The organism is Thermanaeromonas sp. C210 (assembly GCF_013167955.1).
Taxonomy (GTDB): Bacteria; Bacillota; DSM-521; order Neomoorellales; family Neomoorellaceae; genus UBA12545.
Map to the genome: position 1 here is coordinate 97,629 of NZ_BLWF01000003.1, position 25,366 is coordinate 122,994.

23 protein-coding genes and 1 pseudogene are annotated in these 25,366 nt (G+C 54.8%); 23 read left to right on the top strand and 1 reads right to left on the bottom strand.

The window, feature by feature from the left end; all coding sequences use genetic code 11:
• The first annotated feature begins 16 nt into the window (after window positions 1-16).
• The 11 genes from TAMC210_RS07920 to TAMC210_RS07970 all read left to right on the top strand — a co-directional run bounded on the left by TAMC210_RS07920 (window position 17) and on the right by TAMC210_RS07970 (window position 11,397).
• Window positions 17-334 (top strand): TusE/DsrC/DsvC family sulfur relay protein, encoded by a 318-nt coding sequence (locus TAMC210_RS07920; RefSeq protein ID WP_173298274.1) that lies wholly within the window; start codon window positions 17-19, stop codon window positions 332-334.
• A gap of 104 nt (window positions 335-438) precedes the next feature.
• Complete coding sequence (locus tag TAMC210_RS07925) at window positions 439-693, top strand: TusE/DsrC/DsvC family sulfur relay protein (RefSeq protein WP_173298275.1); 255 nt, start codon at window positions 439-441, stop codon at window positions 691-693.
• Window position 694: 1 nt separating this feature from the next.
• Entirely contained in the window at window positions 695-1,795 is a 1,101-nt protein-coding gene (locus TAMC210_RS07930) for a hypothetical protein (RefSeq protein ID WP_173298276.1), read from the top strand.
• 61 nt (window positions 1,796-1,856) lie between these two features.
• Window positions 1,857-2,915, top strand: a complete 1,059-nt coding sequence (locus TAMC210_RS07935; RefSeq protein ID WP_173298277.1) for a hypothetical protein — start codon at window positions 1,857-1,859, stop codon at window positions 2,913-2,915.
• Window positions 2,890-4,293 (top strand): cobyrinate a,c-diamide synthase, encoded by a 1,404-nt coding sequence (locus TAMC210_RS07940; protein WP_173298278.1) that lies wholly within the window; start codon window positions 2,890-2,892, stop codon window positions 4,291-4,293. Before TAMC210_RS07935 ends, TAMC210_RS07940 begins: the two co-directional genes overlap by 26 nt.
• 24 nt (window positions 4,294-4,317) lie before the next feature.
• Window positions 4,318-5,205, top strand: coding sequence for a helix-turn-helix domain-containing protein (locus tag TAMC210_RS07945; protein WP_173298279.1), 888 nt, complete (start codon window positions 4,318-4,320; stop codon window positions 5,203-5,205).
• 84 nt (window positions 5,206-5,289) lie between these two features.
• Window positions 5,290-6,339, top strand: a complete 1,050-nt coding sequence (selD, locus tag TAMC210_RS07950; protein WP_217267328.1) for a selenide, water dikinase SelD — start codon at window positions 5,290-5,292, stop codon at window positions 6,337-6,339.
• Between the two features lie 159 nt (window positions 6,340-6,498).
• Window positions 6,499-7,191, top strand: a complete 693-nt coding sequence (locus TAMC210_RS07955; protein WP_173298281.1) for a GntR family transcriptional regulator — start codon at window positions 6,499-6,501, stop codon at window positions 7,189-7,191.
• A 260-nt stretch (window positions 7,192-7,451) separates the two neighbouring features.
• Window positions 7,452-7,697: a hypothetical protein gene (locus TAMC210_RS07960; RefSeq protein WP_173298282.1), complete on the top strand. Its 246-nt coding sequence runs from the start codon at window positions 7,452-7,454 to the stop codon at window positions 7,695-7,697.
• A 263-nt stretch (window positions 7,698-7,960) separates the two neighbouring features.
• Window positions 7,961-8,185, top strand: a complete 225-nt coding sequence (locus TAMC210_RS13935) for a TrkA C-terminal domain-containing protein (protein WP_373996449.1) — start codon at window positions 7,961-7,963, stop codon at window positions 8,183-8,185.
• A 131-nt stretch (window positions 8,186-8,316) separates the two neighbouring features.
• A complete protein-coding gene (locus TAMC210_RS07970; protein WP_173298284.1) occupies window positions 8,317-11,397 on the top strand; it encodes an S-layer homology domain-containing protein in 3,081 nt (1,026 codons plus the stop codon).
• Here TAMC210_RS07970 and TAMC210_RS07975 read toward each other — a convergent pair.
• Entirely contained in the window at window positions 11,332-12,165 is an 834-nt protein-coding gene (locus tag TAMC210_RS07975) for a patatin-like phospholipase family protein (RefSeq protein WP_173298285.1), read from the bottom strand. The genes TAMC210_RS07970 and TAMC210_RS07975 overlap by 66 nt on opposite strands.
• Window positions 12,166-12,386: 221 nt before the next feature.
• Here TAMC210_RS07975 and TAMC210_RS13750 point away from each other — a divergent pair, with 221 nt between their 5' ends.
• From TAMC210_RS13750 to TAMC210_RS08035, 12 genes and pseudogenes are all read left to right on the top strand, one after another.
• A complete protein-coding gene (locus TAMC210_RS13750; protein ID WP_173298286.1) occupies window positions 12,387-13,136 on the top strand; it encodes a globin-coupled sensor protein in 750 nt (249 codons plus the stop codon).
• 84 nt (window positions 13,137-13,220) lie between these two features.
• Window positions 13,221-13,568, top strand: a pseudogene (locus TAMC210_RS07985) (sigma-70 family RNA polymerase sigma factor); the annotation flags it as partial.
• A 140-nt stretch (window positions 13,569-13,708) separates the two neighbouring features.
• Entirely contained in the window at window positions 13,709-15,049 is a 1,341-nt protein-coding gene (locus tag TAMC210_RS07990) for a hypothetical protein (protein ID WP_173298288.1), read from the top strand.
• Between the two features lie 172 nt (window positions 15,050-15,221).
• Complete coding sequence (locus TAMC210_RS07995) at window positions 15,222-15,776, top strand: hypothetical protein (RefSeq protein ID WP_173298289.1); 555 nt, start codon at window positions 15,222-15,224, stop codon at window positions 15,774-15,776.
• Between the two features lie 350 nt (window positions 15,777-16,126).
• Complete coding sequence (locus TAMC210_RS08000; protein ID WP_173298290.1) at window positions 16,127-17,620, top strand: recombinase family protein; 1,494 nt, start codon at window positions 16,127-16,129, stop codon at window positions 17,618-17,620.
• Window positions 17,621-17,933: 313 nt separating this feature from the next.
• Window positions 17,934-18,731 carry a DeoR/GlpR family DNA-binding transcription regulator gene (locus TAMC210_RS08005; protein WP_173298291.1) on the top strand — a complete coding sequence of 266 codons (798 nt, stop codon included), beginning with the start codon at window positions 17,934-17,936 and terminating at the stop codon, window positions 18,729-18,731.
• A gap of 96 nt (window positions 18,732-18,827) precedes the next feature.
• Complete coding sequence (locus tag TAMC210_RS08010) at window positions 18,828-20,279, top strand: sugar ABC transporter ATP-binding protein (protein WP_217267329.1); 1,452 nt, start codon at window positions 18,828-18,830, stop codon at window positions 20,277-20,279.
• Window positions 20,280-20,305: 26 nt separating this feature from the next.
• On the top strand, window positions 20,306-21,307 hold the full coding sequence (locus TAMC210_RS08015; RefSeq protein ID WP_173298293.1) for an ABC transporter permease: 1,002 nt from the start codon (window positions 20,306-20,308) through the stop codon (window positions 21,305-21,307).
• 14 nt (window positions 21,308-21,321) lie between these two features.
• The gene (locus TAMC210_RS08020) at window positions 21,322-22,332 is read left to right on the top strand and encodes an ABC transporter permease (RefSeq protein WP_173298294.1); all 1,011 of its coding nucleotides are present in this window, start codon (window positions 21,322-21,324) and stop codon (window positions 22,330-22,332) included.
• Between the two features lie 118 nt (window positions 22,333-22,450).
• A complete protein-coding gene (locus tag TAMC210_RS08025; protein WP_173298295.1) occupies window positions 22,451-23,491 on the top strand; it encodes an autoinducer 2 ABC transporter substrate-binding protein in 1,041 nt (346 codons plus the stop codon).
• A gap of 68 nt (window positions 23,492-23,559) precedes the next feature.
• The gene (locus tag TAMC210_RS08030) at window positions 23,560-24,537 is read left to right on the top strand and encodes a sugar phosphate isomerase/epimerase family protein (protein ID WP_173298296.1); all 978 of its coding nucleotides are present in this window, start codon (window positions 23,560-23,562) and stop codon (window positions 24,535-24,537) included.
• Window positions 24,538-24,570: 33 nt separating this feature from the next.
• Entirely contained in the window at window positions 24,571-25,365 is a 795-nt protein-coding gene (locus tag TAMC210_RS08035; protein WP_173298297.1) for a class II aldolase/adducin family protein, read from the top strand.
• Window position 25,366 lies beyond the last annotated feature (1 nt).

Consider the following 25,366-nt stretch of genomic DNA (forward strand, 5'->3'; position numbering starts at 1 on the left):
GAGGGGGTAAAAGGCTATGCCTAAAATGGTGCTGGCAGGTATTGAAATTGAAGTGGACGAAGACGGGTTCATCCAGGACCCAGACAAGTGGAATGAGGCCGTAGCCAAGGCCTTGGCCGAGACGGAGGGAGTTACCGAGCTGACGGAGGATCACTGGAAGGTCATTAATTACCTACGCCAGTATTACCTCCAGTTCGGCATTGCTCCCATGATACGGAAGCTCTGCAAAGAGACGGGCTTTACCCTGAAGCAGATTTACGATCTCTTTCCCAGCGGGCCCGCCAAGGGTGCCTGTAAGATTGCCGGGCTACCCAAGCCTACGGGATGCGTGTAAGCCCGGGCTGGGGACAGGAAGCTCCACGCGGTGGGGCCGGCCAGAAAATAGGCTGGCCCCAATTGTTGATTCTTGTGCTAAAATTGATTCAAGGAGGGATGGAGATGAGCCTTTCTAATGCTCAGAGGGAAAGGATTGCCGCCAGGGCATTAGAACGGGGTATCCATCTCACCAAGGAACACTGGCACATCCTGGAATTAAGCTATAACTATTATTCTCAACACGAGACACTGTGTACCTTGCGCACTTTAATTAAACTGAGCGGCTGGGAAAAGAAGAAGATTTATAAGCTTTTCCCGGGAAATCCCATTGGAGAAATCAGCAAGATAACCGGATTACCCATGCCTAAGGAGTGTTAACATGGCTAAGCCTGCCGACGGAACGGCCCTTTGCCGGCTGCTGTTGGAGGGGAAGTACCCCAGCCACGTCAGAGAGCTGGCCGCCACCGGCTACCCTTTGGCCCTCTATGAAGCAGGACTTAAAGATGGCCTTCCAGCCTTTGAGGGCGGCGGTTACGTCTCCATTCCTGAAATACCTGCCGGGGCTTCGACCCGCTCCAGCCGCTACCCCGATTTGCTGGAGGAATCGCCCTTTCTCCGGATTCTCTGCCCCGCCGGAGGCTGGGTGAGCGCAGCCACCTTAGAGGCCCTGGCCGACCTGGCCGAGGATTACGGCCTGGGTTTGATACACTTCACCACGGGTGGCACCCTGGAGATTTATACCCCACGGGAAAATATGGTTCCCCTGGTGCGTGAACTGAACAGGCTCGGCCTGGACGTTGGGTCTACGGGAGACGATCTGCGGTGCGTCATAGCATGCTGCGGTCCGGCGCGGTGTGACGCTGCCCTGATCGACGCACCGGCCCTAGCCACTTATTTGGGGGAACGCTTCATGGAGGACCAGCAGTACCCGGGCTTTCCCCATAAATGCAAGAGCGGGGTGGGGGGCTGCCCTAACGACTGTATTCGGGCCATGATGCAGCGGGACAATTCTTTTGTAGGCGTCTACCGGGATCTCCCCCTGGTGGACGAACAAAAGTTCGGCGAGTGGGTGGCGAGGGGCGGCCCTTGGCGGGAACTGGCCGAGGCTTGCCCGGGAACAGCATTAAAAATTCATGAGGGTTCTCGTGGCCTGCGGGTGGAGATAGAGGGTGAGAAATGTCTTCGATGCATGACCTGTATCAACTTCTGTCCAGCCATAGAGCCGGGCCGGGAGCGGGGAGTGGCCTGGGTAGTGGGGGGAAAATACGGCCGCCGGGGAGGGCAGGGTCCCATGGTCGGACATGTCCTGGTACCCTTCATACCGGTGCGGGGCCCAGAAGATTACCCCCTGCTGGGCGATCTCTTCGGTGCCCTTCTGGAGCTCTGGACAGAACATGGCAAGACCAAGGAGCGAATGGGTGATTTCGTGAGCCGGTGGGGGCTCGAGCGCATTCGGAGGGAACTAGGTCTCGAGCCGTAGGCGCAATTATTCAGAAAAGCGTCGTACAATCTTCTGCTCCTTAATTCAAGGAGGGAAGCCGGTGACCGAAGCAGGCGAACTTCCAGCGGGTATTATGCCCGATTTCCGGCGCGAATTGCCGCCTTACCTTAAGGAGAAGGCGGGAAGCTGGGTCTGGCATGAAGAAGTCGGGCCGGGCATAATCAAACACACGGCCCGGGACGGTAGTGAGCTATGGAGTGTTAGAATCCTCCTGCCTCCCAACGGCCTTCTGGCCGCGGCCTCCCTGCGTAAATTGGCGGGTTTTATCAAGAGATATGCCCTAACCGGGCGGCGTACCTTTCGGCAAGGATTTGAGTTGGTAGGGGTGGATCCTTCCAAGTTGGATATCCTGCTGAAGGAGCTGGCCGCGGCCGGCTTCCCCGTGGGGGGGACGGGCCGGACTTTGCACCAGATCAAGTGCTGTACTTCCTTTGTGCATTGCCAAAATGCAGCCGTGGATGCCCCCAGTATAGCCAAGGTCTTGGGAGATTACCTATACCGGTACTTTACGGTCTCCGGCCTCCCGGCGCAGCTGAAGGTATCCATCAGCGGTTGCCCCAACAGCTGTGGCGGCAGCGTAGAGGCGGACATCGGGATTGTCGGAGTCTTCGCGGACGTTCCCGAGGTAAACGATAGAGAGCTGATTGCTGCCAATGAGGATATCGGTCTTCTCGTATCCTGGTGCCCGGCAGGGGCCATCCGGCCTAAACGGACACCGGAGGGAACTTCCGTCACTATAAATAAGGAGCGTTGCGTGCTGTGTACGTCCTGTGCCCAGGCAGCTCCCCGGGGTATCAAAATGGGCCCTAACCGCGGAGCGGCCATACTGGTGGGAGGTAGGGGAGGTGCCCGGCCTTCCCTGGGACAAGTTGTTTTTCCCTTTGTACCGGCCAAACCCGTGGACTACGGGGAGATTTGCCGCCGAATCCGTCTTATTCTGGATTTCTGGATAAGGGAAGGCAAACCCGGCGAGAGGTTGGCCACCTTTGTTCAACGAGTGGGGGGAGACCATTTCCGCAACCTCTTGGGCGTTGAAGAGGTGAGCTCCTTGCCCGGCGAGAAAGGGAGAAACCATGACTTCCGGCCGAGACATACCTAGAGTGGTTTTAGCCGCGCCCCATGGACGTTCCGGCAAGACAATTTTGACCCTGGGTCTTGTTGCCGCCCTGGTTAAAAGGGGATTAAGGGTGCAACCCTTTAAAAAGGGCCCCGATTTCATCGATCCCAGCTGGCTCTCCCTGGCAGCCGGACGACCGTGCCGTAACCTGGACTTGTATTTTGTGAGCCCCCAGGAGCTCAGGCGTCTGTTTGTATGGGGCTGCCGCGAGGCAGATGTAGCGGTAATTGAGGGGGCAATGGGTCTTTTCGACGGCCTGGATATGAAGGGTAGCGGCAGTACGGCAGAGATTGCCCTGGCCCTGGAGGCGCCGGTGCTTCTGGTGGTGGATACCACGCGCATGACCCGGAGCGTTGCAGCACTGGTAAGGGGCTTCCAGGATTTTGATTCCCGGCTGAGGCTCTCCGGCGTCATCCTTAACCGGGTGGCCCGACCCCGCCATGAAAATATGCTGCGGCGGGCTATAGAAGAATATACCGACCTGCCCGTCCTGGGGGCCTTACCTAAGGACGACGCCTACCTCATACCCGACCGGCACCTGGGCCTTATACCGGCGGCGGAAAGGGAAGACCTGCACCGGGCCCTGGAGGCCACCAGGGCGGCCGTGGAGGGAGCCGTGGACGTGGATCGGATTTGGGATATAGCCAGAACGGCGCGGCCCGTGCCGGGTGAGGGGGTTCCCGGCTACTCTGCTCCTCAGAGGGGCGTCAGTCTTGGCGTAATCAAGGACCGGGTTTTTCATTTTTATTACCCGGAAAACCTAGAAGCTTTGGTCGGGGCCGGTGCGAGGCTGGTGCTGGTGGACAGCCTGAAAGATAGTTGTTTGCCGGCCGTCGACGGGCTGTACATCGGGGGAGGCTTCCCTGAAGTCTTCGCCGCGGAGCTGGAGGCCAATGCCGCCCTGCGGAGGTCCATCCGCCGGGCGGCGGAGGAAGGCCTGCCCATTTATGCCGAATGCGGGGGGCTAATATACCTGGCCCGCCGGCTGTACCTGGACGGCAAGGTCTTCGAAATGGTAGGCGCGCTGCCCCTGGATGTTCAATTGGAAAAGAAACCCCAGGGTCACGGCTATACCCTGCTGGAGGCCCGGCCCGGCAATCCCTTTTTCAGTCCGGGGAGCCGGGTGAAGGGCCACGAATTCCACCATTCGCGAGTTATCAATCTGGAGAGGGAAAAGATCGGTTTTGCCTACCGCGTGCTGCGGGGTAACGGAGTCGAGGACGGCTTTGACGGGATCCTTTACCGGCAAATTCTGGCCAGCTACAACCACCTCTATGCCCCTGCCCACCACGAGTGGATTCCGCGTTTTGTTGCCAGAATGAGCGGTGAAGTAAGGGTCACGGCAAACCTGGGAAGTTAGCAAGGAAAAAGTAGGTGAAGGTTGATGAGTGCATCCATAGGCCCGAAGCTGAGACAGCTCAGGATGGAGCGCGGGATATCCTTGGAAGCTCTGGCCGATATGCTGGACATTGCCCCCGACTGCATGAGAGAGGTGGAGGAAGGTACGCGGCGCCTTTCGGCGGCCACCCTGGCCGAAGTGGCTAGCATCCTGGGGGTGGACGCGAGTTACTTCCAGGAAGAAAACGGTAGCCCACCCGGAGGGGACAACAACCAGCTCGGCGCCAAGCTCCGCAGGCTGCGGGAGCAAAAAGGTCTTACCTTAAACGAATTGAGCCGCAAATCGGGAGTCTCCCTGGCCCACATTAGCGAAATAGAGAGGGGTCGGTCCACGGCCTCCTTGAAGACCCTGGAGAAACTGGCCGCTGCCCTGGAAGTGAGCACCAGTTCCCTTTTACAGGCGGAACGAGGGGAAAGCCTGGGCAGCAAATTAAGGCGATTGCGGGAAAAGATGGGACTCACCCAGAAGGAACTAGCCGATCAGGTAGGGATTTCCCACAGCCTTATCGGCCAAATCGAAACCGACCGCATTCTGCCCTCCCTGACCACTTTGCACCGCCTATCGGAGGCTTTAGGGGTTTCCAGCTGTTACTTCCTGATGGAAGACGAGGTGCCCCTGCCTTCCAGCCTGCAGCGCAGCGCCGTGCAAGAACTGGTGAATCTTTTGCGCTCATGGGGAGATGAAGAAATCCGGGGACTGATTCAGTTCGTAAGGATTATTAACCAGTACCGCCCCGCCGCTGTCGAGGGCCACGGCGGTGAAAAGGAAGAGATAGTTTCTTTCCTGGATACTTGCCTTCCGGAGGAGCGGGAACTTTTGCGGGATTTGGTACGCACCCTGCGGCGCAAAAGGTCTCATAACGACGGGTTATAATTAACTTAACCCCTTTGTGGTAAAATGAAGGCGGTGGTAAAGGGAACGAAGACCGTTTCCGGAAGGCAAGGGAGGTAAGTACGAGTGGCCCAGGAGAGAATTCGATTAACGCAGCTGTCCTGCAGTGCCGGGTGAGCGGCTAAAGTGGGTCCGGGGACCCTTAGCCAGTTGTTGCGAGTCCTGCCGATGCAGGCCCTCCAGAGCCCTGAGCTCCTCGTGGGGATAGAAACCATTGATGACGCCGGCGTCTACCGCCTGACGGACGATATAGCCCTGATTCAAACCCTGGATTTCTTTACGCCCATAGTAGACGATCCTTATCTTTTCGGGCAGATTGCCGCGGCCAACGCCCTGAGCGATATTTACGCCATGGGCGGGAGGCCCTTGACGGCCATGAACGTGGTATGCTTCCCCACCAAGAAGGTGGACTCCGGCGTTTTGGGAGAGATCCTGCGGGGCGGGGCCGAGAAAATCATGGAAGCCGGAGCCGTGTTGGTAGGGGGGCACAGTATAGAGGACGAGGAACCCAAATACGGTCTGGCCGTTACGGGAATAGCCCATCCGGACAAAATCGTTACCAACTCGGGGGCCCGGCCGGGTGACAAACTCATTCTCACCAAGCCCCTGGGTACCGGCATCCTGGCCACCGCCCTTAAGGCGGATATGGCAAGTCGGGAAACTGAAGAAGAGATGGGACGCTGGATGGCCATGCTCAACCGGGACGCGGCCGCGGCCATGACGGAGGTAGGCGTCCATGCATGTACGGACATTACAGGCTTCGGCCTTCTGGGTCACTGTTTGGAGCTGGCCCAAGGCAGCGGAGTGGATGTGGTGCTGGAAAGTCGCGAAATACCCCTGTTGCCCGGGGTTTTGGATTTTGCGGCCATGGGATTAGTTCCCGGCGGGGCTTATAATAACCGGCGTTATATGGAGGGGAAAGTGCATTTTGACGGCCACGTGAAGGAGGCCTTACAAGACGTCCTTTACGACCCCCAAACCTCGGGAGGGCTTTTGATGGCCGTGGCTCCCGAGAAAGTTTCCCCCTTGCTGTCGGAGCTGCACCGGCGAGGAGTAAAGACGGCGCGGGTAATCGGCGAAGCCATCCCGGGTAAGGGCTTCATTCATGTCCGCTGACCTATTGCCCAAAAGTAAGGAGACCGGGGGAATGACCGGGGCCCGGTCCTTTCCCTCCCCGGGAGGCTCCTCCCGCCGAAAGGGGTCCTTGCCTCCGAGCGGCAGCTCTGCTAAATTATTTTTGGGATACCAGGTGCCACCCCAGCAAGGAGGGAGAAAGTGGACAGAGTTTTGAAACCCTTGGATCTGACCTCTTACCAACCGGTTCGCCGTGAGGTTTATCACATATTGCGGGAGGCGATTCTGACCGGCAAATTCCAGCCGGGAGAAAGAATGGTGGAGCGGCACCTGGCGCGGCAGCTCGGCGTAAGCCGTACTCCGGTGCGGGAGGCCATCCGCAAGCTGGAGCTGGAGGGGCTGGTGGAACACGTTCCCCGGCGGGGAGTGGTTGTAGCCCGCATTTCCAAACGGGAAGCATGGGAAATCTATAACATCCGAGCGGTTCTGGAGGGCCTGGCCGCAAGGCTCGCGGCGGAAAACATTACGGCCCGGCAGCTGGAACGCCTGGAGGAGCTGGTAAAGGCCATGGAGGAAGCCAGGGCGGGCAGGGATATGGAGTTGCTCCAGAAGCTCCACAGTGAATATAATCTGCTTATTTACCGGGCGGCAGAAAGCCCGCGCCTGGAACAGATGATCACCAACCTGGCGGAGTATATCGTCGGGTTTACCAAAGTGGGCTATGCCGTACCCGGGAGGATGGCCACGGCCACCAGGGAGCACCGGGAGATCCTGGAGGCCCTCAAGGCGCGGGATGCCGATCGGGCGGAGAAGCTGGCCCGGCAACATATTGAGAATTCCCGGGAGGCCTATTTCGCCCAGCTGGCCCTGGAAGAGGAAAAGGAAACTCTATAAATCTTGCGAAAAAATTTTAATGACAGGGAGGATTCCCGCCGCGGGCGGGAAGGGCGGCAAATATAATATCCCAACATTGGTATACCAAACAACTGCGCACGGTATGCAGACTTTCCTGGGGCCCTTCAGCGCGAGAGGGCCCGGTCTCCCCGGGTGGCAGCAACCCCTGGATGGGGCATTTCGCGGATACTAGTAACCGGTCCCAGTGGTTTTCAGCCTGTACCTTGAAGCCGGGGAAGGGAGGTGGAGGGCCGGCCACTATGAGGGGAAATATAGGCGGTCCGGTTGGTATACCGTTTTTACCGATTTCCCGGCTCCCGACAGCTTTGGTAACTGCCCGTGCCTTCCCAGGGGAACCTCTTTCAGTCCACGCCGCCGCCTTTATCCTGGTGTGGCTCGACTTTCCCCTGCTTTATAGCAGTATTACCCGCAACAACACCTTCTTAATGGCGGTGGGATTCCTGGTCCTGGTGGGAGCGGGGATTGAAACTTATTACTTCAGCTGAGGGATGAGCGAAAAACAGAGCCAGGCTGGCGATGGGTTATTTTTATTCCCGGCCCGCCTTACTTTAAGGGAATGATAAGGTAAGGCGCGGATTTTGGTAGCTAGCGGTGCAGGCGATGTGGGAAGCTTATTGATGAAACATTTCTCCCGCCAGGGTTACCGGGTGGGAGTACTAGATAAGGCCGAGAGAGGGATTTAACGAGGGGCCTGCAAGACCCTGCGGCGAAGCAGGCTCCAGGGGATAGGACGGCGGTTATCGAAGTGGTGGTAGAAAGCGGTTCCCCGGCCAGCGGATGCCGGGTGAAAGATTTACCTCTGCCCTCTGACTGTCTGTTAGTATCCGTCAGCAGGGGAACAAGGGAAATAATTCCCCGGGGCTCGACCAGATTGTTAGAGGGGGACCACCTGCATATTATCGCTCCCGAAGATAGAGCAGGAGAGATTATGGAAGAAATAAACAGACTAACCTGTTATTGCCTTAGAGGGTAGCGGTATCCCTCAAAGGAGCCGTGTTACTTCCAGGGTGATATTTTTGCCGAAAAATGTTCCTCGGCAGGAAAAATAAAGAAGAACCTCGAATATACCCGAGGGAAGTCTTAACATTTGGAGGGAAGAAAAGGTTGTTAAGGCGGAACTCGGGTATTGTTTTCGTCTCGTTCCTTCTTTGGTCGGCCTGCCTCCTAGCGGCCCAGGATGGCGGGGACGCCGCTGCGGAGGTGGTATATGCGGTATACAACGAAAGCCGGGGCACTTATTTCAGCGACTTGCAGGCGGCCCTGGATGCGGCGCAAAAGGGCGATGCCCTGCGGGTGGTGGCCGGTGGGGCTACCTTTAATGTGGGTCTTTCTTGGAGGACGGACGGGATAACCCTCGACTTGAACGGCGCCACCGTTACGGCACCGCAGGAACAGAACGCCATTACCGTAGCGGAGACGGTTACAAACCTCGAACTGCGCAACGGGATTCTCAAGACCAGCGACCTGGCCACGAACGGCATCGAAGTTCTGGGGGGCGCAAGTTCTCCTTTGGAGATCAAGCTTGAGAACATGGAAATCTATGGTAAGCAGGCCGTGTATATAAAGCGGAATGCACAGCTGGAATGTTCCGGTGGTAAGGTTTCGGGCAGCAGCTATGGGGTCTTGGTTGATCCCTCCGTAGAAGATTTCAAGGCCTTATTTAAGGGGGTAACCTTTGAAAGAAGTAGCACGGGTGCCCTTTACTTCAGCGGCAGCAGCAACAACCGCCCGGTTACCGAGTTCAGCCTGGAAGCATGTCGTTTTGGGAAAGAGGGGAACCCCCTGGCAGGGTCCGTTCTATGGGTGGAGGCGGGCACAACGACGGTGGAAATGAATGCTTGTACCGTTGAGGCAGGGGGGAATACACGAGACTTGGTCCACGTAAAGGCTGCGGGCGGCGTGACCGTTGCCCATAGCCGTTTTTACCGGGCTCGGGGCTCAGCCGTGAGCCTCACGGGGGTCACCGAAGGCTTGCTGGCCGGAAATGAAATTATAACCCGGGCAGGATACCAGGACGAGGACACCTCCTATAGCCCCGCCCTTAGAATAGAATCATCCCAGTGTGTAATACGGGCCAATAGATTGACGGGGCCGGGGGTGCAGGGGATAAGGGTTATCAGGGGAAGGGTTGAACTCGAAGGGAATTATATTGCCGGCTTCGCCGACGGTGCCTACTTGGAGCAAGGCGAACTGGAGGCGATTAGCAATATTATTACTGCTTACGAAAGGGGTATCGCCCTGCGGGATACGGTGGGCGGCCGGCTCCAGGGCAACGAATTGACCGGTCCGCAGGATTCGGAGCGTGGGACGGGGGTATTTATCCAAGGCGGCGCTTCCCTCGACCTGGTAGATAATGTGTTTCAGGGCTGGTCAACAGGGCTTCTGGTCGACGGTAATGGGGGAATAAGAGTGGCCGGAAACGCCTTTCGGGACAACGGAGTGGGAGCCCGCCTGAGCGCAGCCACGGGGGCCGTCCTAGAAAGTTCGCTTTGGGAAGGCAACGACACCGGCCTGGTGGTGAGCGGTGAGGTGGAGGCCGATATTCACGATAATGTCATCACGGCCAACGGAATCGGTGTGGACCTGGGCTGCGTGACAGGGGACCGGCTTCAATTCAGCCGTAACGACCTGTACGGAAACACTGTAGGCGTGCAGGCTCCCTCTGTTATAACGGTGGAGGCTCCCCACAATTACTGGGGTAGCAGCAGCGGCCCCCGCCATGAACTCTTAAACCCGCAGGGCCGCGGGGAAAAGGTTACGGGAAATCTCAACTTTACACCCTGGTCTCCTTACGCCCACGGAGAAGACGACCTACCACCCCGGGTGGATCTCTTCCTCCCGGCCGGATTATGGCGTGAAAACGCATCCGTCCCCCTGGAGATCTCCGTAGAGGAAGAGACTCTCTTGGACAGGGTGAACTTGTGGGTCTATGGCCCGCAGGGGGAGGAGAACGATGGCCGGTCCTGGTGGGCCGACGAGTGGGGTGCTCAGGCTCGGCCTATAGCGTGGGATACCGGCGACCTGGAGGATGGGTCCTACTGTTTCGAGGTTTCGGCCGTAGACGGGAAGGGCAACGTAGGGAGGGCTGAGGGATGTTTGCTCCTGGACCGCCACCCGCCTTCCCACCCCTGGATTTATATTAACGGCGGTCAGGAAGAGACCCCTAGTTTAACAGTACAACTGACATTGGGAGCCGAGGACGCCGGCGGGATAGCGGAAATGATGTTGCGCAACGAGGGCGACACCCTAGGAGAGTGGGAGCCTTACCGGCCGGTAAGAGTGTGGGAACTGTCTCCAGGACCGGCGGGGTTACGGCAGGTTATAGCTCGCTTCCGCGACAGGGCCGGGTGGGTAAGCGAGGAGGTAATGGCAAGCATTTTATTTAACCCCGGGGTCGCCGGCTCTGAGGAGCCGGGTCAAAAGGAGGAAATGGACCGGCCCGAAGAAGTGGATCTATCCGAGGACCACGAGAAAGGGAAGGGATCCCTCCCGGGACGAGACGCCTCGCCCAGAGATACTTTAGAAGAGGGCGACGTGGAGGACCGGGAAGGTGAGGTTGTAGGCGAGGGTCGGGATGCCATGGACCTGGACTTTTCCGATGTGCCTGAAGGCCACTGGGCCCGATTGGACATCTTGGCTTTAACGTCTCGAGGATTATTCCAGGAGGTCGAAAGAGGAAGATTCTTCCCGGAAAAGCCCCTGGCCCGCGGCGAGCTGGCTGCCCTTTTGGACCGGGTCCTTATGTTGCCGCCAGGTCCCCAGGGGGATTGGCGGGATGTGCCTCCGGACTCTCCCTATGAGGGTGCCGTGGCACGGGTCGCCGGTTCAGGACTCATGGTGGGCTACGAAGATGGCAGTTTCCGGCCCGGAAGCCCGGTTAGCCGCCAGGAAGCGGTGGCAGTTCTGGTACGGACGGCGAGAAAAATCGGGATTAACCCAGGGGGTAGCCAGGGGGCGAAAGCATTTATGGATCTGGAGGAGGTGGCCCCCTGGGCTTACCGTGACGTCTTCTGGGCCACAACAGCGGGACTGTTGCGGGGTTATCCCGATGGAAGCTTCAGGCCCCGGCGTCCCCTCACCAGGGCCGAGGCGGCGGCGCTGCTCAGGCGCTTTCTGGATCTAACTTTTCCGGCCGAGCAAGGCTTTGATATGGGGAAGGTGCCGGGCCGCCTCTTGGGCCCCTAAACCTACCAATTCCTTTATACGCCTTGCTTCCCAGAAGTTGGGAGGAGAATCTAAATCCTTTAGGGGAGACAGCACAAAATCGGCGTGGATTCTCAGGTTGAGGTCAGTTAACCTCCGGGTCATAATATCGAGACTCCGCAAGAGAACATCGCCGGCGTTATTAAAGTTTTTCGGTGTGGCACGGGTCCCCAGCTCTACCGCAATAACGCGGGTCGCCCCGAGGAGGCGGGCGATGTCGGCAGGCACATTGGTGGTGATGCCCCCGTCTACCAGCAAGTGGGAACCGATGGGGAAGGGAGCAAAAATGGCCGGCAGGGAAATACTGGCCCGCACGGCCTGCCACACCGGCACGTTACCTCCCATGACGACTCCCTGCGGCAGGGGATGGGCAGGTGTTAAATGGGTGTAGACCACGGTGTTACCGGTATACAGGTCACAGGCCACCACGGCGGCAGGCACCTTTAATTGGCGAAAGGATTTTTCCCCCCAGATACGCCGGAACATCCCTTCGATTGACTTTCCGTCTAGAAGGCCCAGTGGCAGGCCTCCCACGCGGGGGATACCCCGGAACAGGAGCGGGGACGGCAATTTAAAAAGGGAACTGGCGGCCGGCAGTAGGCCGGCAGCATAAAGGGCAGCGGCGATGGCGCCAGCGCTGGTACCTACGACCAGTTGGGGTTCAAGGTCGTTGTCTGCCAGCACCTCTAAGACGCCGAGGTGGGCTGCCCCCTTAAGCCCCCCACCTCCCAGGGCGAGAGCAAAGCGCATGGCCAAAACCATCCTTAATACCGCAGAGAATTCCTGGTAAAAGTATAATATGCAGGTCCCCGCCGGGGTGTACCCCACCGGGTGCACCGCTAGACAAAGGTTTTCCCGTGGCCGAAGCTAAATGTTGCCGCCATAAATTTGGCCTCACCTGGAGGAAAAAAGGCCCACCGAGGCGAATTATCTAGTTCTAATTCTAAAGACGAAGGGGAGCCGATACCCTTATGAGCCGGACTAAGGCCGTGGACGTGGCTCTGCTAAACAGTTACAAAGAGCAGCTCCATTTCCTGAATATAACCGCCGAGGACTTGAGGCTCATGCATAGCCAGCGGGAAAATTTTATTAAGGAAGCAGACGGGGTGGTAAAGGAGTTCTATGAGTACCTTCAGCGTTACGCCTATCTGGACAACCTAATTAAGAAACACAGCACCGTAGAAAGGCTGTCCAAGACCCAAAGGGAATATTTTATCAGCCTTACCGACGAAAAAATTGACGACGAATACATAGCCCGGCGCCTGGCGGTGGGAAAAAAACACCAGGAAATAGGGTTGTACCCCAAGTGGTATTTGGGCGCCTATCACCTTCATTGGGCGGCCATCAAGCGCATAGTCTGGCAGTACAATGAAGGAAGGGAGCTGTGTTTGCGCCTGCTGGAGGCTTTCAGCAAACGGATCATTTTCGACATGGAGCTGGCCATTGAAAGTTATATTATAGAGCAACTGGATAAGCTCAATCAGTTCCATGAGGAAATTGCCGCCGTGGCCTCCATCATTAGCGATATAGCCGATCAAACTAAAATACTGTCTTTGAACGCCTCCATCGAAGCGGCGCGGGCGGGGGAGCACGGCCGCAGTTTTGCCGTGGTGGCGCAGGCGGTACGGGACCTGGCAGCCCGCACCTCTAAGTCGGCCCAGGATATTGCCCAGAAAGTAAAGGAAAATTCCGGCATCCTGGAGAAAATGCGTCAGTCATAACGACAGAGGAGATAGGGACAGGCACCACTGCCCTTGCAATTCCATATAAATAAAGGGTGACGTCACGTTACGGGAGGTATGCCGATGGAGCCTACCCTGCTGGCGGTGGTGGCCCTATCCGTCCTTAAAGGCCTGGCTTTGCTGCTTTCTTACCTTTCCAATAACACCTTACCCCAGCCGTTAAGCGAACAGGAGGAACAGTATTACCTGGAGCGCATAAGGAAGGGCGACCGGGAAGCAAGAAACGTGCTGATCGAGCATAATTTGCGCCTGGTGGCCCACATCACCAAAAAGTTTGAAGGTACTGGAGAAGATATCGATGACTTGATTTCCATCGGGACCATTGGTTTAATCAAAGCCATTAATACCTTTAATTCCGATAAGGGAACCAAACTGGCTACTTACGCCGCCCGCTGCATTGAAAATGAAATCTCACTGACAAAGCCTTTACAGGAGAAGCCTCCAAAGGTGGGAATAAAAGGTATGCTAATTGGGCTTACTGAGTTCTTCTACAACCCCGGGGCCAGACTACTCTCGCCATCAAGAAGTTTATTCCGGAAGGGGATTAACAAATGGCAAGTAAAACCTATCGGATAGTGCTGTTATTTTTGCTGGTTCTATTGACATCCGGTTGCGGGTTGAATAACACCGGGATTAAGCTAGCCCGCTCGCAGGCAGAGGTTCACCAATACCTGGCAGCGATGACCCCGGGCTTAACAAGGGCCGAAGAGTTGGGACTGGTAACACCCCTTAACATAGAAATACCAGTGCCCGAAGCCAATACCGCCGTTCGCCTGGAAAAGATCTGGTACAACAGCAAAGAGGTGTTTTTATTCTATAGCCTGGCTAATTATCGCCGAGTGCCATATATGTATTTAGACTATGGTTCTCTGGAAGCCGCCGGAGGGGAAAAACTGTTTAACAATCCCGGATATACCTCAAATTTTTCACCAGAAGAAGGGATCGTTTACCGGGGACGTTATTATGGCAGGATGACATATAACCCACTACAAAAGATGAACGGTGAAAAACTCACGGCAGTAGACAAAGTAGTATGGAAGCAGGCCAAACTTATAATAGGCGATAAATCTTATCCTTTGCAGCCAGTAACACTGACGGTAAATTATGACCAAAGCCGTGAAATTGAACAGTCATACGCTATAAATTGCAGTCAGGAATTACTTGGACGCAAATTTGAGGTTAAAGAATTGCTTCTCGGTGTGGCAGAAAACAGGCTTCGTTTTGCATTTTCCACCCCCAAGAACGAAAGGGTTTATCGGATAGCAGTGGGAAAAATCCTTACGGATAAAAAAGAAGAATATTATATCACTCCCGCAGTTGAAGCCAGTAATAACCCCAATGAATACTGGTTGGTTTTTCCTGCCTTTAATCAAATACCAGAACTAATTACCCTTAAAATTGAAAAATTAATCTTGTGGGGAGATGATGAGCTGACCTTTAGTCTTGATCTAAACCCTTACAAACAATATCTGGCGGCTGATAATACCAAGATAATTGACCTCAACCAGGAAGTGGGCAATGTTCATAATACCAGAGTTTTTATTGAGAGAGTGGGTGTATGGAATAGAGGATTAAGTATCAATATGCTCTTGATACCTAATGACAATAAAGCTCCTTACGAAGCCCTGGAAGCAGACGACCTTAGGGACGGCCATAAAGCAGGTAACGCCGAATATCCCAACCTGATCTATATTACCAATGAAAGGGGTGAAGTCGAAACTATACGTGGGTATACCGTAGGACCGGGTAACCGCGAAGGTGTCACGATTAGTCCTGCCTTTATTCAACAATCGCAGCGCCTGAAGGTAAAAATAGCTAAATGGCCCTATGCCTTAAACGGGCCATGGTTGTTTGAAATGAAGCTTAATAGTTCGGAAGGGAAGCAACGGTAACCCACGTGCATTTTAAGAAGGAGAGAAAATGGGAAGCCTTGCTTATCTTATCCTACCATAGAAGAAGGGGATAATGTGTTCGCCGGTAACAATTGGCTCCTGTTAAACAGGATCCGTTTCTATAGAGGAGTTTCTTAAGAATTCCGGACGGGAGATGCAGGGAGGCATCTTAATGAAGAAAGGATTAATATTGCTGCTGATGTCTGTTTTGCCCCTGTTGTTGGTTGCCTGTAGTAAGGGAGAGGCAGTTCTGCCGGATAAAAATAATAATGAAGAGGATAATTTGCATAAAAATATTACCGGCGTATATGGCGGGCAAAAGGGTGAGAACGCAGTTGCAATTACTATTGATGAGGGCATACAGTTCCCCAGCAACACTAACCATGTTACCTTTGAATTATCCAGAGAAATAAAAGAGAGCGGTATCATACCCGCACTGGTCATCGGTGACAGGGTTAGCTTTGACTGCTCCTTTGCCAGGGGGAAGTGGGAAATTAAAAGGATAGCAAAGCTGGAAGCCCCTCGTCAGACTGTCAGCGCTGTTTTCGTTGGTTGGATCGATAATAATATGATCGAGGCAATGGTAGGGGGCCAACCTACTCCATTCTGGGTAGCCGAAGAAATCAAGCCGGAGGTATGGAAGGCTCCGGAGGGCGCAGAAATGGAGTTTACCTACTATGAGGACGGTTACGGCCGCCTGGTGCTGACGGAGGTTAAGTTTAAATGAGCTATACAGCCCCCCGGCCGGGGGCTGCTTTGGGTATAGAAGTAGCTCCAATGGTGTTTTGTGTGCCCGGTAATATAGTCAGAATAGATACACCCTCCAGGCTAACCGTTTTATTAAAGGCTGAAAGGGCCCCGTGAACTGGGGCCCTTTTCCTGTAGTAGGACAATCTAGAACCCTCGTAAGATGTAGGGGAGGGGGATGTGCCCGGTGTCTGGCGGTAACCCTAAAAGGAAAGCCGCGGCGAATTTTCTTGTTAACCTCAAGGTCGTTTATTCTTCCGATGATACTACTGGACTCCAGAATGCATACCGCCTGCTAGCCCCAAAGGTATGGGAGGCCGGTAAGATAAAGTGCAGGCAGCAATCTATATAAGAGTTAGCACGGAAGACCAGGCAAAGCACGGTTATAGCCTGGCGGAGCAGCGGGAGGCCTGCTACCGCCGGGCTATTTCGTTAGGTGCTACCATGATATTAGAGTTTGCCGACGAAGGTGTGAGCGGGGCCACCCTAGACCGACCAGGTCTGAATGCTTTACGCGAAGCCGTCCGAGGAGGCCGCGTGGAGATTATAATCGTGCGGGATCCGGATCGGCTGTCCAGAAGGTTGGCCCACCAGCTACTCCTTACTGAAGAATTTGAAAGGGCCGGGGCGCGGCTGGATTTCCTGGACTTCACCTGGCAGGATACGCCAGAAGGGCGTATGTTTTATGCCATCCGGGGGGCAATTGCCGAGTTTGAGAAAGAGAAGATCCGGGAACGAATGATCCGGGGTAAACTCCAGAAGGCCAAGCAAGGAGGCATCCCCATAGGGTTTTATAACTACGGCTATACTTACGAACCGGAAACGGGCCAAGTGTCCCTGCTGGAAGAAGAGGCGGCAGTAGTGAAGCATATTTTTCACTGGTTTGTCCACGAAGATATAGGGGTTAACGGTGTGGCCAAGCGGTTAAACGATATGGGGATACCGACCCGGAAGCGCAAGGGACTTTGGCACCGGATGGTAGTAAGGCAGATATTAACTAATCCCGTATACATAGGAAAGTGGAGATACAAAGATATCGATATCTCAGTTCCCCCCATTATTGATGCTGCCCTCTGGGCAAAAGCTCAGGAGAAGTTGAAGGAGGCCCGGCGCCTATGGGCCGGTAAAGGCCGGCACAACTACCTCTTAAGCGGGTTGATTACCTGCGGCGATTGCGGTAACAGCATGACCGGCGTGTACTCCCAGTGGTGGGGGATCAGAGAACGGCGGTATTCGTGTAGCCAAAAAAGCCAAGGGAGCAAGAAATCCGGGTGCAAGCCCAGCAAGATGCTTTTAGCGGAACCCTTGGAGAAGGCAGTTTGGCAACAGGTTTGTTCCTGGCTTAAAGACCCTGAAAAGCTGGTGGAGGCCGCTCTAACGTTTTCTCCCGGGGTGGCAGAGATACATAAGGAGCTAGAACGCCTTGGAAAGCATTTAAGAGAAATAGAGAGGGGAAGGGAAGCCCTCCTGGACGCGCTGGCTTCCGGCCTATTGGACCTGGACGCCTACACCAGAGATAAACTGGCCGAATTAAAATGGCGCAAGGAGAGGCTGGAGCAGCGACGGGTTGAGCTTACAGCCGCCCTTCAAGATGCAGAAGGAGGGAACCAAAGGCCGCAGGATTTGCGGGCATTGGCGGCGGAGGTGTTGCACAGCCTTGATGAGCTGGATTTTGCGACCAAGAAGTCCCTGGTCAGGGCGCTGGTGGCAAGGATTATTGTCTCGGGTCGTGTCAGCCCCGGAAGACACGGCCCATCGGGAGTGGACATTACCATAGTGGCCAGGATACCCCACCCGGAGGCGGATGATCTTGGAAAGCCTTAACAGTGACCAAGGGTAGCGAAGTAAAAGGCCGTCCGGCCTTTTTTCATAAAGGGCCGCAAGAAGGGCTCTGGACGCCACCATAGCCTTTAGCGGACCCCCTGTGAAATTGCGCATTTGGCTCCAAATCAGGCCTCCTGCCGCCATGAGAACTTTGTCGGTTCCTCCCAAAAGGTGTTGGAAAAAGCCAAGATAAAACGTTTGGAATACCAAATAATCAGGCAGAAATTTTGTTAAACCAGAAGGAATCTGCTTTGATTTGGCGAATCATTATATTACAACGGAGGGACGTTGCGGGCAAGGAGGGATAGGTGTTGTGCGGGCCGAAGACCGGCGGAGAGAAATCATCAGGCGTTTGGATGACCAGGGAATTGTCAGGGTTAGCGAACTAAGCAGTGCCTTTGAAGTTACGGAAGAAACTATCCGCCGCGATTTAGAGCGCTTGGAAAAGGAGGGCTACTTACAGCGCACCCACGGAGGCGCCATAAAGATAGCGTCCACCCAGGAAGAAACGGCCTTCCACATTCGCAATATGCGCAACCGTTACGAAAAGCAGTTAATCGGTAGGAAGGCAGCCGAGTTGGTCCGGCCCGGAGATGTTATCGTTGTTGATGCCAGCACCACCGCCCTTCAATTCGTCAATTTTATTAAAGACAAGAAGGATTTGGTGGTAATCACCCACGCCCTGAAGGTAGTCATGGCCTTGGTGGGCAATCCCGATATTACTGTTATATGTACAGGAGGTACGTTGCATTCCCGTACCTTTTCCTTTGTGGGCCCTCTGGTAGAGAAAGCCTTGGCGAGCTACAACATTAACAAGGCCTTTATTTCCTGCAAGGGTGTTACCCTCGAGGAAGGCATTACCGAATCTACTGAGGCGCAGGCCAGGGTAAAGGCCCAAATGGTTGAGGGTGCCAAAGAGGTAATTTTATTGGTGGATCACGATAAATTCGGTACGGCCGCGCTGGCGACAGTGGCGCCGGTCAGGGCAGTAGATAAGTTGATTACCGATGCGGCTACGCCTGAGGAAGAGCTGGCAAAATTCCGCCGCGCCGGGATAGAAATAGTGGTAGCGGAGGGAGCCAAGGCGGCTCCCGGAGGCTGCTTGGCATAAGGATTCGGATGGTAAGGAAGGACGAAAGGCCATATGAGTGGAAAGCCCTTTTTGCAAATGAAAAACATAAGTAAAACCTTCCCGGGCGTTCGTGCATTGGACAAGGTCCAACTCGAGATTTTGCCCGGCGAAGTCCATGCCCTAGTGGGTGAAAACGGAGCTGGCAAATCCACGTTAATTAAGATTTTGTCCGGGGTCGAAAAACCCGACCCGGGAGCGGAAATTTTGATCGACGGCCATCCCGTCAATATCCGCCAACCCATTGATGCTAATCAACAAGGTATTGCTGTGATTTATCAGGATTTCAGTCTTTTTCCTAACCTTACGGTAGCGGAAAACATAAGCTTTGGCAAGGAAATTAGCCAGGGCCGACGTCTGGTCAACTGGAATGAGATCAGAGACACGGCCAGGAAGACCCTGAAAGAATTAGGGATTGAGTTAGATCTTCATATGCCCCTGGAAAGATTGCCGGTGGCCAAACAACAGCTGGTGGCCATTGCCCGCGCCCTTGCCTTTAAGGCTAGGCTGATAATTATGGATGAACCGACTTCCTCTCTATCCCGGGGTGAAGTCGAGAACCTTTTTAAGATCATCCATGCCCTGACGGAGAAGGGAATTGCCATCCTTTTCGTCAGCCACAGGCTCCAGGAGTTATTCACCATTGCCGAACGGTTTACAGTTTTACGGGATGGGAAGTACATCGGTACGTACCCGAAGGAAGAATTAGACGAGGAGAAGCTGATTTCTTTAATGGTAGGGCGGAAGGTAGAATTCGTCAAGCAGTCCGGCTCCTCCCGCGGGCCGGTCTTGCTGGAGGTTAAATCTATAACTAAGAAGGGCCACTTTAAAGACATTTCCTTTACCCTGCACCGGGGCGAGATCCTGGGCCTTACCGGCTTGGTGGGTGCCGGCCGGACGGAGGTGGCCCAGGCGTTATTCGGTCTCAATGTACCGGAAAGCGGTGAAATTATCCTGGAGGGCGTTAAAGTAAATATACGCTCTCCGGAAGAAGCAATGGGCCTGGGCATCGCTTATATACCCGAAGGCAGGCAGCGTGAGGGCTTGATTTTGAGGCAACCGGTGGCCCAGAATATATCCCTCACTATGCTTAAGAAACTGCGTACTAAGTTTGGCCTGCTGAATACCGAGCGTGAACGGCATGTGGTAGAGGAATATATGGAAGCCCTGGACATAAGGCCGCGTCTGCCCCACATGCTGGCCATGCAGCTTTCGGGGGGCAACCAGCAGAAGGTGGTGCTAGCCAAATGGCTGGCCACTCGACCCAAAGTACTGATCATTGACGAACCTACCAACGGCATAGACGTCGGGGCTAAGGCCGAGATTCACAAACTCCTTAAAGGGCTGGCCCGGGAAGGCATGGGTATTATCATGATCTCCTCGGAGCTCCCGGAAATTCTGGCCGTTAGCGACCGGATTTTGGTGATGCGGCGGGGACGCCTGGTGGGCGAGTTCACGGCGGAAGAAGCAACCCAGGAGAAAATTATGAACAGAGCCTTCATGGGGGCTCCCGGCAGGGCCACGGCCTAAGGGTTGGTAGAAGGATAGGGGTTGAAATGATGAGACAATTGACCAAATCTAAGGAGCTATGGATATTTATAATATTAATCGTTTTGTCGGCGTTAATCAGCGCCCGGAGCACCGTCTTTCTAAGACCTGATAACCTAATCGATTTACTTAAAAATAATGCTGTCCTGGGGATTATGGCCCTGGGCATGACCTTGGTAATCATAACGGGAGGCATAGACGTATCCGTAGGTGCGGTAGTGGCAGTCCTCACGGTGATCATAGGGGAATTCATGGTGAACGTGGGAGGAAACCTTCCCCTGGTTTTTCTCCTGGCCATTGGCAGCGGTGTCCTCCTGGGGCTTGTCAATGGTATCCTAATCGCCCTGGCTAATATACCGCCTATTGTAGTCACCTTGGGCACTATGAGCATTATAAACGGCCTGATGCTCTACTACACCAATGGCTCCTGGATTAGCGATTTGCCCTCATGGTTCATAGATTTTGGGAAGCTCACCCTTTTTAAATTCACCGATGCCGGCGGGAATACGGTGGGGATACCGATTCAAATCCTCATCTTTCTGGCCATGGTCCTCTTGACCTGGGCGCTACTGAAATACACCCTCATGGGCAGGGCGGTGTATGCCGTAGGAGGCAATCCTGTTTCGGCCCGGCGAGTCGGCATAAATATAGGCCGCACTTTAATATTCGTGTATGCTTACATGGGTTTCCTCGCCGGAGTGGCGGCTATCACCCACACCTCCATCATGCGCCAGGTAGACCCCAATGCCTTCTTAGGCTTTGAGCTTCAAGTGATTGCCGCCGTAGTTCTGGGTGGGGCCAGCCTGACGGGGGGTACAGGTTCTATAATCGGCACGGTCTTAGGCGTGCTGTTCATGGCAGTCCTTAACAACGGTTTGATTCTCACCCACATCCCGACTTTCTGGCAGAAGATAATCGTAGGCCTGATTATTATTCTGGCCGTTAGCTTCGACGTGATTCAGAGGAAACGAACAGAGAAGAGTTTGCCCAAGATAGATGTTGAAAATTAAAGAGGGTGGAAGCTTTGTCCAAAACGAGTAAAGAAATGATACTCTTATACGTCTTTGTAGGCCTCTTCGCCTTAATGTCGGTGATTTCTCCGGACAAGTTCTTGAGCTCCGGGAACCTCCAATCTATGGCCACCCAGCTCCCTGAATTGGGCTTAATATCCCTCGGGATGATGGTTGTTATCCTAACGGGTGGAATCGATCTTTCGATTACCTATACGGCGGCCCTATCCGGTATAGCCGGGGCCCTGGTGCTGTCGGCCGGCTACGGCGGCGAATTGGAGGGTGCGGCCGTAGGGTTTCTGATCATCAAGGCCCTCCTGGCCGTCCTGGTTACGGCCGCCTTGTGCGGCTCTTTAAACGGCTTTCTAGTGTCTTATGTAGGAGTATCGCCTATCCTTGTTACCCTCGGAACCATGACCCTTTTTGAAGGCGTGAGCCTGTGGCTGACCAAGGGCGGCGCCGTATCGGGGTTCCCCGAAGGATTTCAGTGGATTGGCAACGGCTATGTGGGATTCATCCCGGTTCCCATTTTGATATTCATCATTTTTGCCGTACTCACGGGCATCCTTTTGGAGCGCACGGCATGGGGCAGAAGCGTTTACATGTTCGGCTGCAACCCCGTGGCCACTTACTTCTCGGGGGTCAATACGAGAAAAACAGTAATGTTAGTTTACCTGTATGCTGCCCTGCTGGCCGCCACCGCGGCGATTATTATGATTTCCCGCTACAATTCGGCCAAGGTTGATTACGGTTCCTCCTACTTGCTACAGAGCGTGGCCATTGTAGTGTTAGGCGGTACGGATATTGCGGGTGGTTACGGAAAGGTAATCGGAACGGTAATAGCCGTGGGCATCGTTCAGGTCCTGTCGAGCGGCTTAAACCTGATTGGGATAAACAGATTTATAGTTGACGTTACCATGGGTGCGCTGTTAATCGGTGTACTGTTGTTAAATTACTTCATCGGCAAGAGCAAACAGGGAAGGGGGGTAAGAAAGGACGCCGGGAAAGTGAGCACCACCGTCTAAAAATGGAGGGGAGTCCCCAGCGCCTTGGAGGAGGTGATGTGGCAGAGACGAAGTGTTGGAAGGGATTTGCTCAAGTTTCCTTAATTATCTTTGCCAGGCAAAAAGGAGGTTGGTGGAGATGAAGCGAATTTTGATGGTTCTGGTATCCGCCCTGTTGATAGTCTCCCTTTTGGCGGGCTGCGGTAGCGGCGGCTCGGGTGCCCAGTCCCAGCAGCAGGGGGACCAGCAAGGTGCCTCGGGAGATGGAAAATACCGGATAGTCGTTATGCCCAAACTGGTGGGTATCCCCTACTTTAACGCCTCCGAAGAAGGGGCCAAGAAGGCTGGCCAGGACCTGGGTGTGGAAGTGATCTACACCGGTCCCACCAAAGCGGACGCGGCCGAGCAGGTGAAAATGATTGAGGATTTGATCAACCAAGGGGTAGACGCCATTGCCGTGGCGCCCAACGACCCGGCGGCTTTAACCCCGGTTCTAAAGAAGGCTAAAGAAAAGGGTATTTTAGTGGTGGACTGGGATACACCGGCCGACAAATCGGTAGTCGACCTGTCCATCCACCAGATCGACGATAAGGAGTACGGGGAGCATATTTGGGATCTCCTGGTTCAGAGCATGGGGACCGATGATGCCGAGTACGCCATTATAACGGGCGGCCTTGCGGCGGCCAATCTAAATACGTGGATTAATTACGGGTTAGAGTATGCCAAGACTAAATACCCCAACCTGAAACTGGTCACCGATAAAATTCCCTCCGACGAAAAACAGCAGGTCGCCTACCAGAAGGCTCTGGAGTTAATTAAGGCCTATCCCAACCTGAAGGGTATAATCGGCATCAGCACACCGGCTCCTATTGGTGCCGCCCAGGCAGTTCAGGAGAAGGGCTTACAGGGTAAGATCAGTGTCGTGGGAACCGCCCTGCCCAACGATTCTAAGGCCTACTTAAAGGATGGTTCCCTGGATGTAGCTACTTTGTGGGATCCCGCCAAACTGGGCTACCTGACGGTTGCGCTGATTAAGGATATGTTGGAAGGCAAGAAGCCGGTGGACGGCCAGGAAGTGCCCAATGTAGGCAAGATTGAAGTTAAGCCCGATGGAAAGACGGTTATCATGGGACCACCGACCGATTTCACCAAGGACAATGTCGACCAGTTTAACTTCTAGCCTTTCGGGGGAGGGGGCGTTCCCGCCCTCTCCCCAGATTTAAATCTCAACCAGCAGGTGAGGTAAAAATGCCTATTCGGTTTTCCGCCGGCGTGTGGGCCTTTGACGGATGCGGCGACCGCTTCATGCTAAAGGGCTACCGGGACGGCAAACCCGTGGCGGACCGGATCAAAGAGGCGGCGGGCATTCCCGGATTGAGCGGAGTGGAGCTGAACTATCCGGGCGACGTGACGGATGGCAACCTGGATGAAGTTGAAGAAGCCCTGAAGGAGAACGGCCTGCAGGCATCCATTATAGGTGTGGACCACACCGGCCAGCGCAAGTGGCAGTACGGCAGCCTTGCGGCACCCGACGACGGCATTCGCAGGGAGGCTGTCGACCTGGCCCGGCGGGCTATGGATATTGCCGCCAGGCTGGGGGCCGGTCAAATCAATATCTGGCTGGGGCAGGATGGGTTTGATTACTGCTTCCAGGTGGATTACCCAAAGGCCTGGGGATGGTTGGTAGAAAGCCTGGGGGAAATAGCCGGATACCGGGGGGATGTCCGGGTTTGTGTGGAGTATAAGCCCAAGGAACCGCGGACGCACTCCTATATAAACAGTGCGGCTAAAGCCCTTTTACTGGTTCAGGAGGTAGGACGGGACAACATCGGCGTCACCATAGACGTGGGACATTCCCTCAATGCTGGGGAAAATGTGGCGGAAGCCCTGTGCTTGCTTGCGTCCCACGGCAAGATGTTTCACTTCCACTTTAACGACAACTACCGCAGCTGGGACGACGACCTGCTGGTCGGGTCCGTCCACCTCATGGAATATATTGAGCTTGTTTATTGGCTCCAAAAGGTAGGCTATGACGGTTGGTATTCCCTGGATGTCTTTCCTTACCGGGAGGATCCCGTTAAGGTTTGCCGGGAGAGCATTGCGACCTTACAGGGTATTATCGGCCTGGTGAACCGGATGGGGGTCTCCAAACTCGACGACTTAATCGCCAAGGGCGATGTCATAAATACCCTGGCTTTTATCCGGCAGCACATTTTAACCGGTTAGAAAGGGTTCGGGATAAAGAGGGGAGTCCTTGTTGTGGCTTCGGAGTATCAAATCAGGCAGGATATTTGTGAAGTAGGCCGGCGTATCTACGCCAAAGGATTTGTGGCCTCCAACGACGGCAACATCAGCGTACGCATAGGAGATAATGAGGTTTTGACCACCCCTACGGGGGTGAGCAAAGGATTTATGACGCCCGACATGATCGTCAAGGTCGACCTGGAGGGGCGAAAAATCGCTGGCAACCTCAAACCCTCTTCAGAGATAAAAATGCATCTGGAGGTATACCGGCACCGCCCCGACGTGCGGGCGGTAGTTCACGCGCATCCTCCCGTGGCCACGGCCTTTGCCGTGGCAGGTATTCCCCTTGATAAGCCGGTGCTTCCGGAAATCATCATAACCCTGGGGGCAGTTCCCATCGCCCGATACGGCACGCCATCGACGGAAGAATTGCCCCAGGCGATCAGGGAGTACCTGGATAAGTACGATGCTGTCCTGCTGGAAAACCACGGCGCCCTTACCATGGGTACTGACGTCTACAACGCCTTTTACAAAATGGAATCTATCGAGCACTTCGCGAAGATAAGCCTGGCAGCACGGCAGCTGGGTGGGGAGCGCGTACTCCCCTGTGAGGAAGTCGAGAAGCTGCTCCAGATCAGGGAAAAGCTCGGTGTTAGCGGGCGCCATCCCGGCTGTTCGGGGTGTGGTGCCTGTGCTGTAGCTTCCGCGGGGCAGGACCGGCAATTGGAGGTTAAAGACTCCGAACTCCAGGAGATTATCGCGGCGGTTACCCGCCGGGTCCTGGCCTCTTTGGGAGAAGGACAAAAGTAAA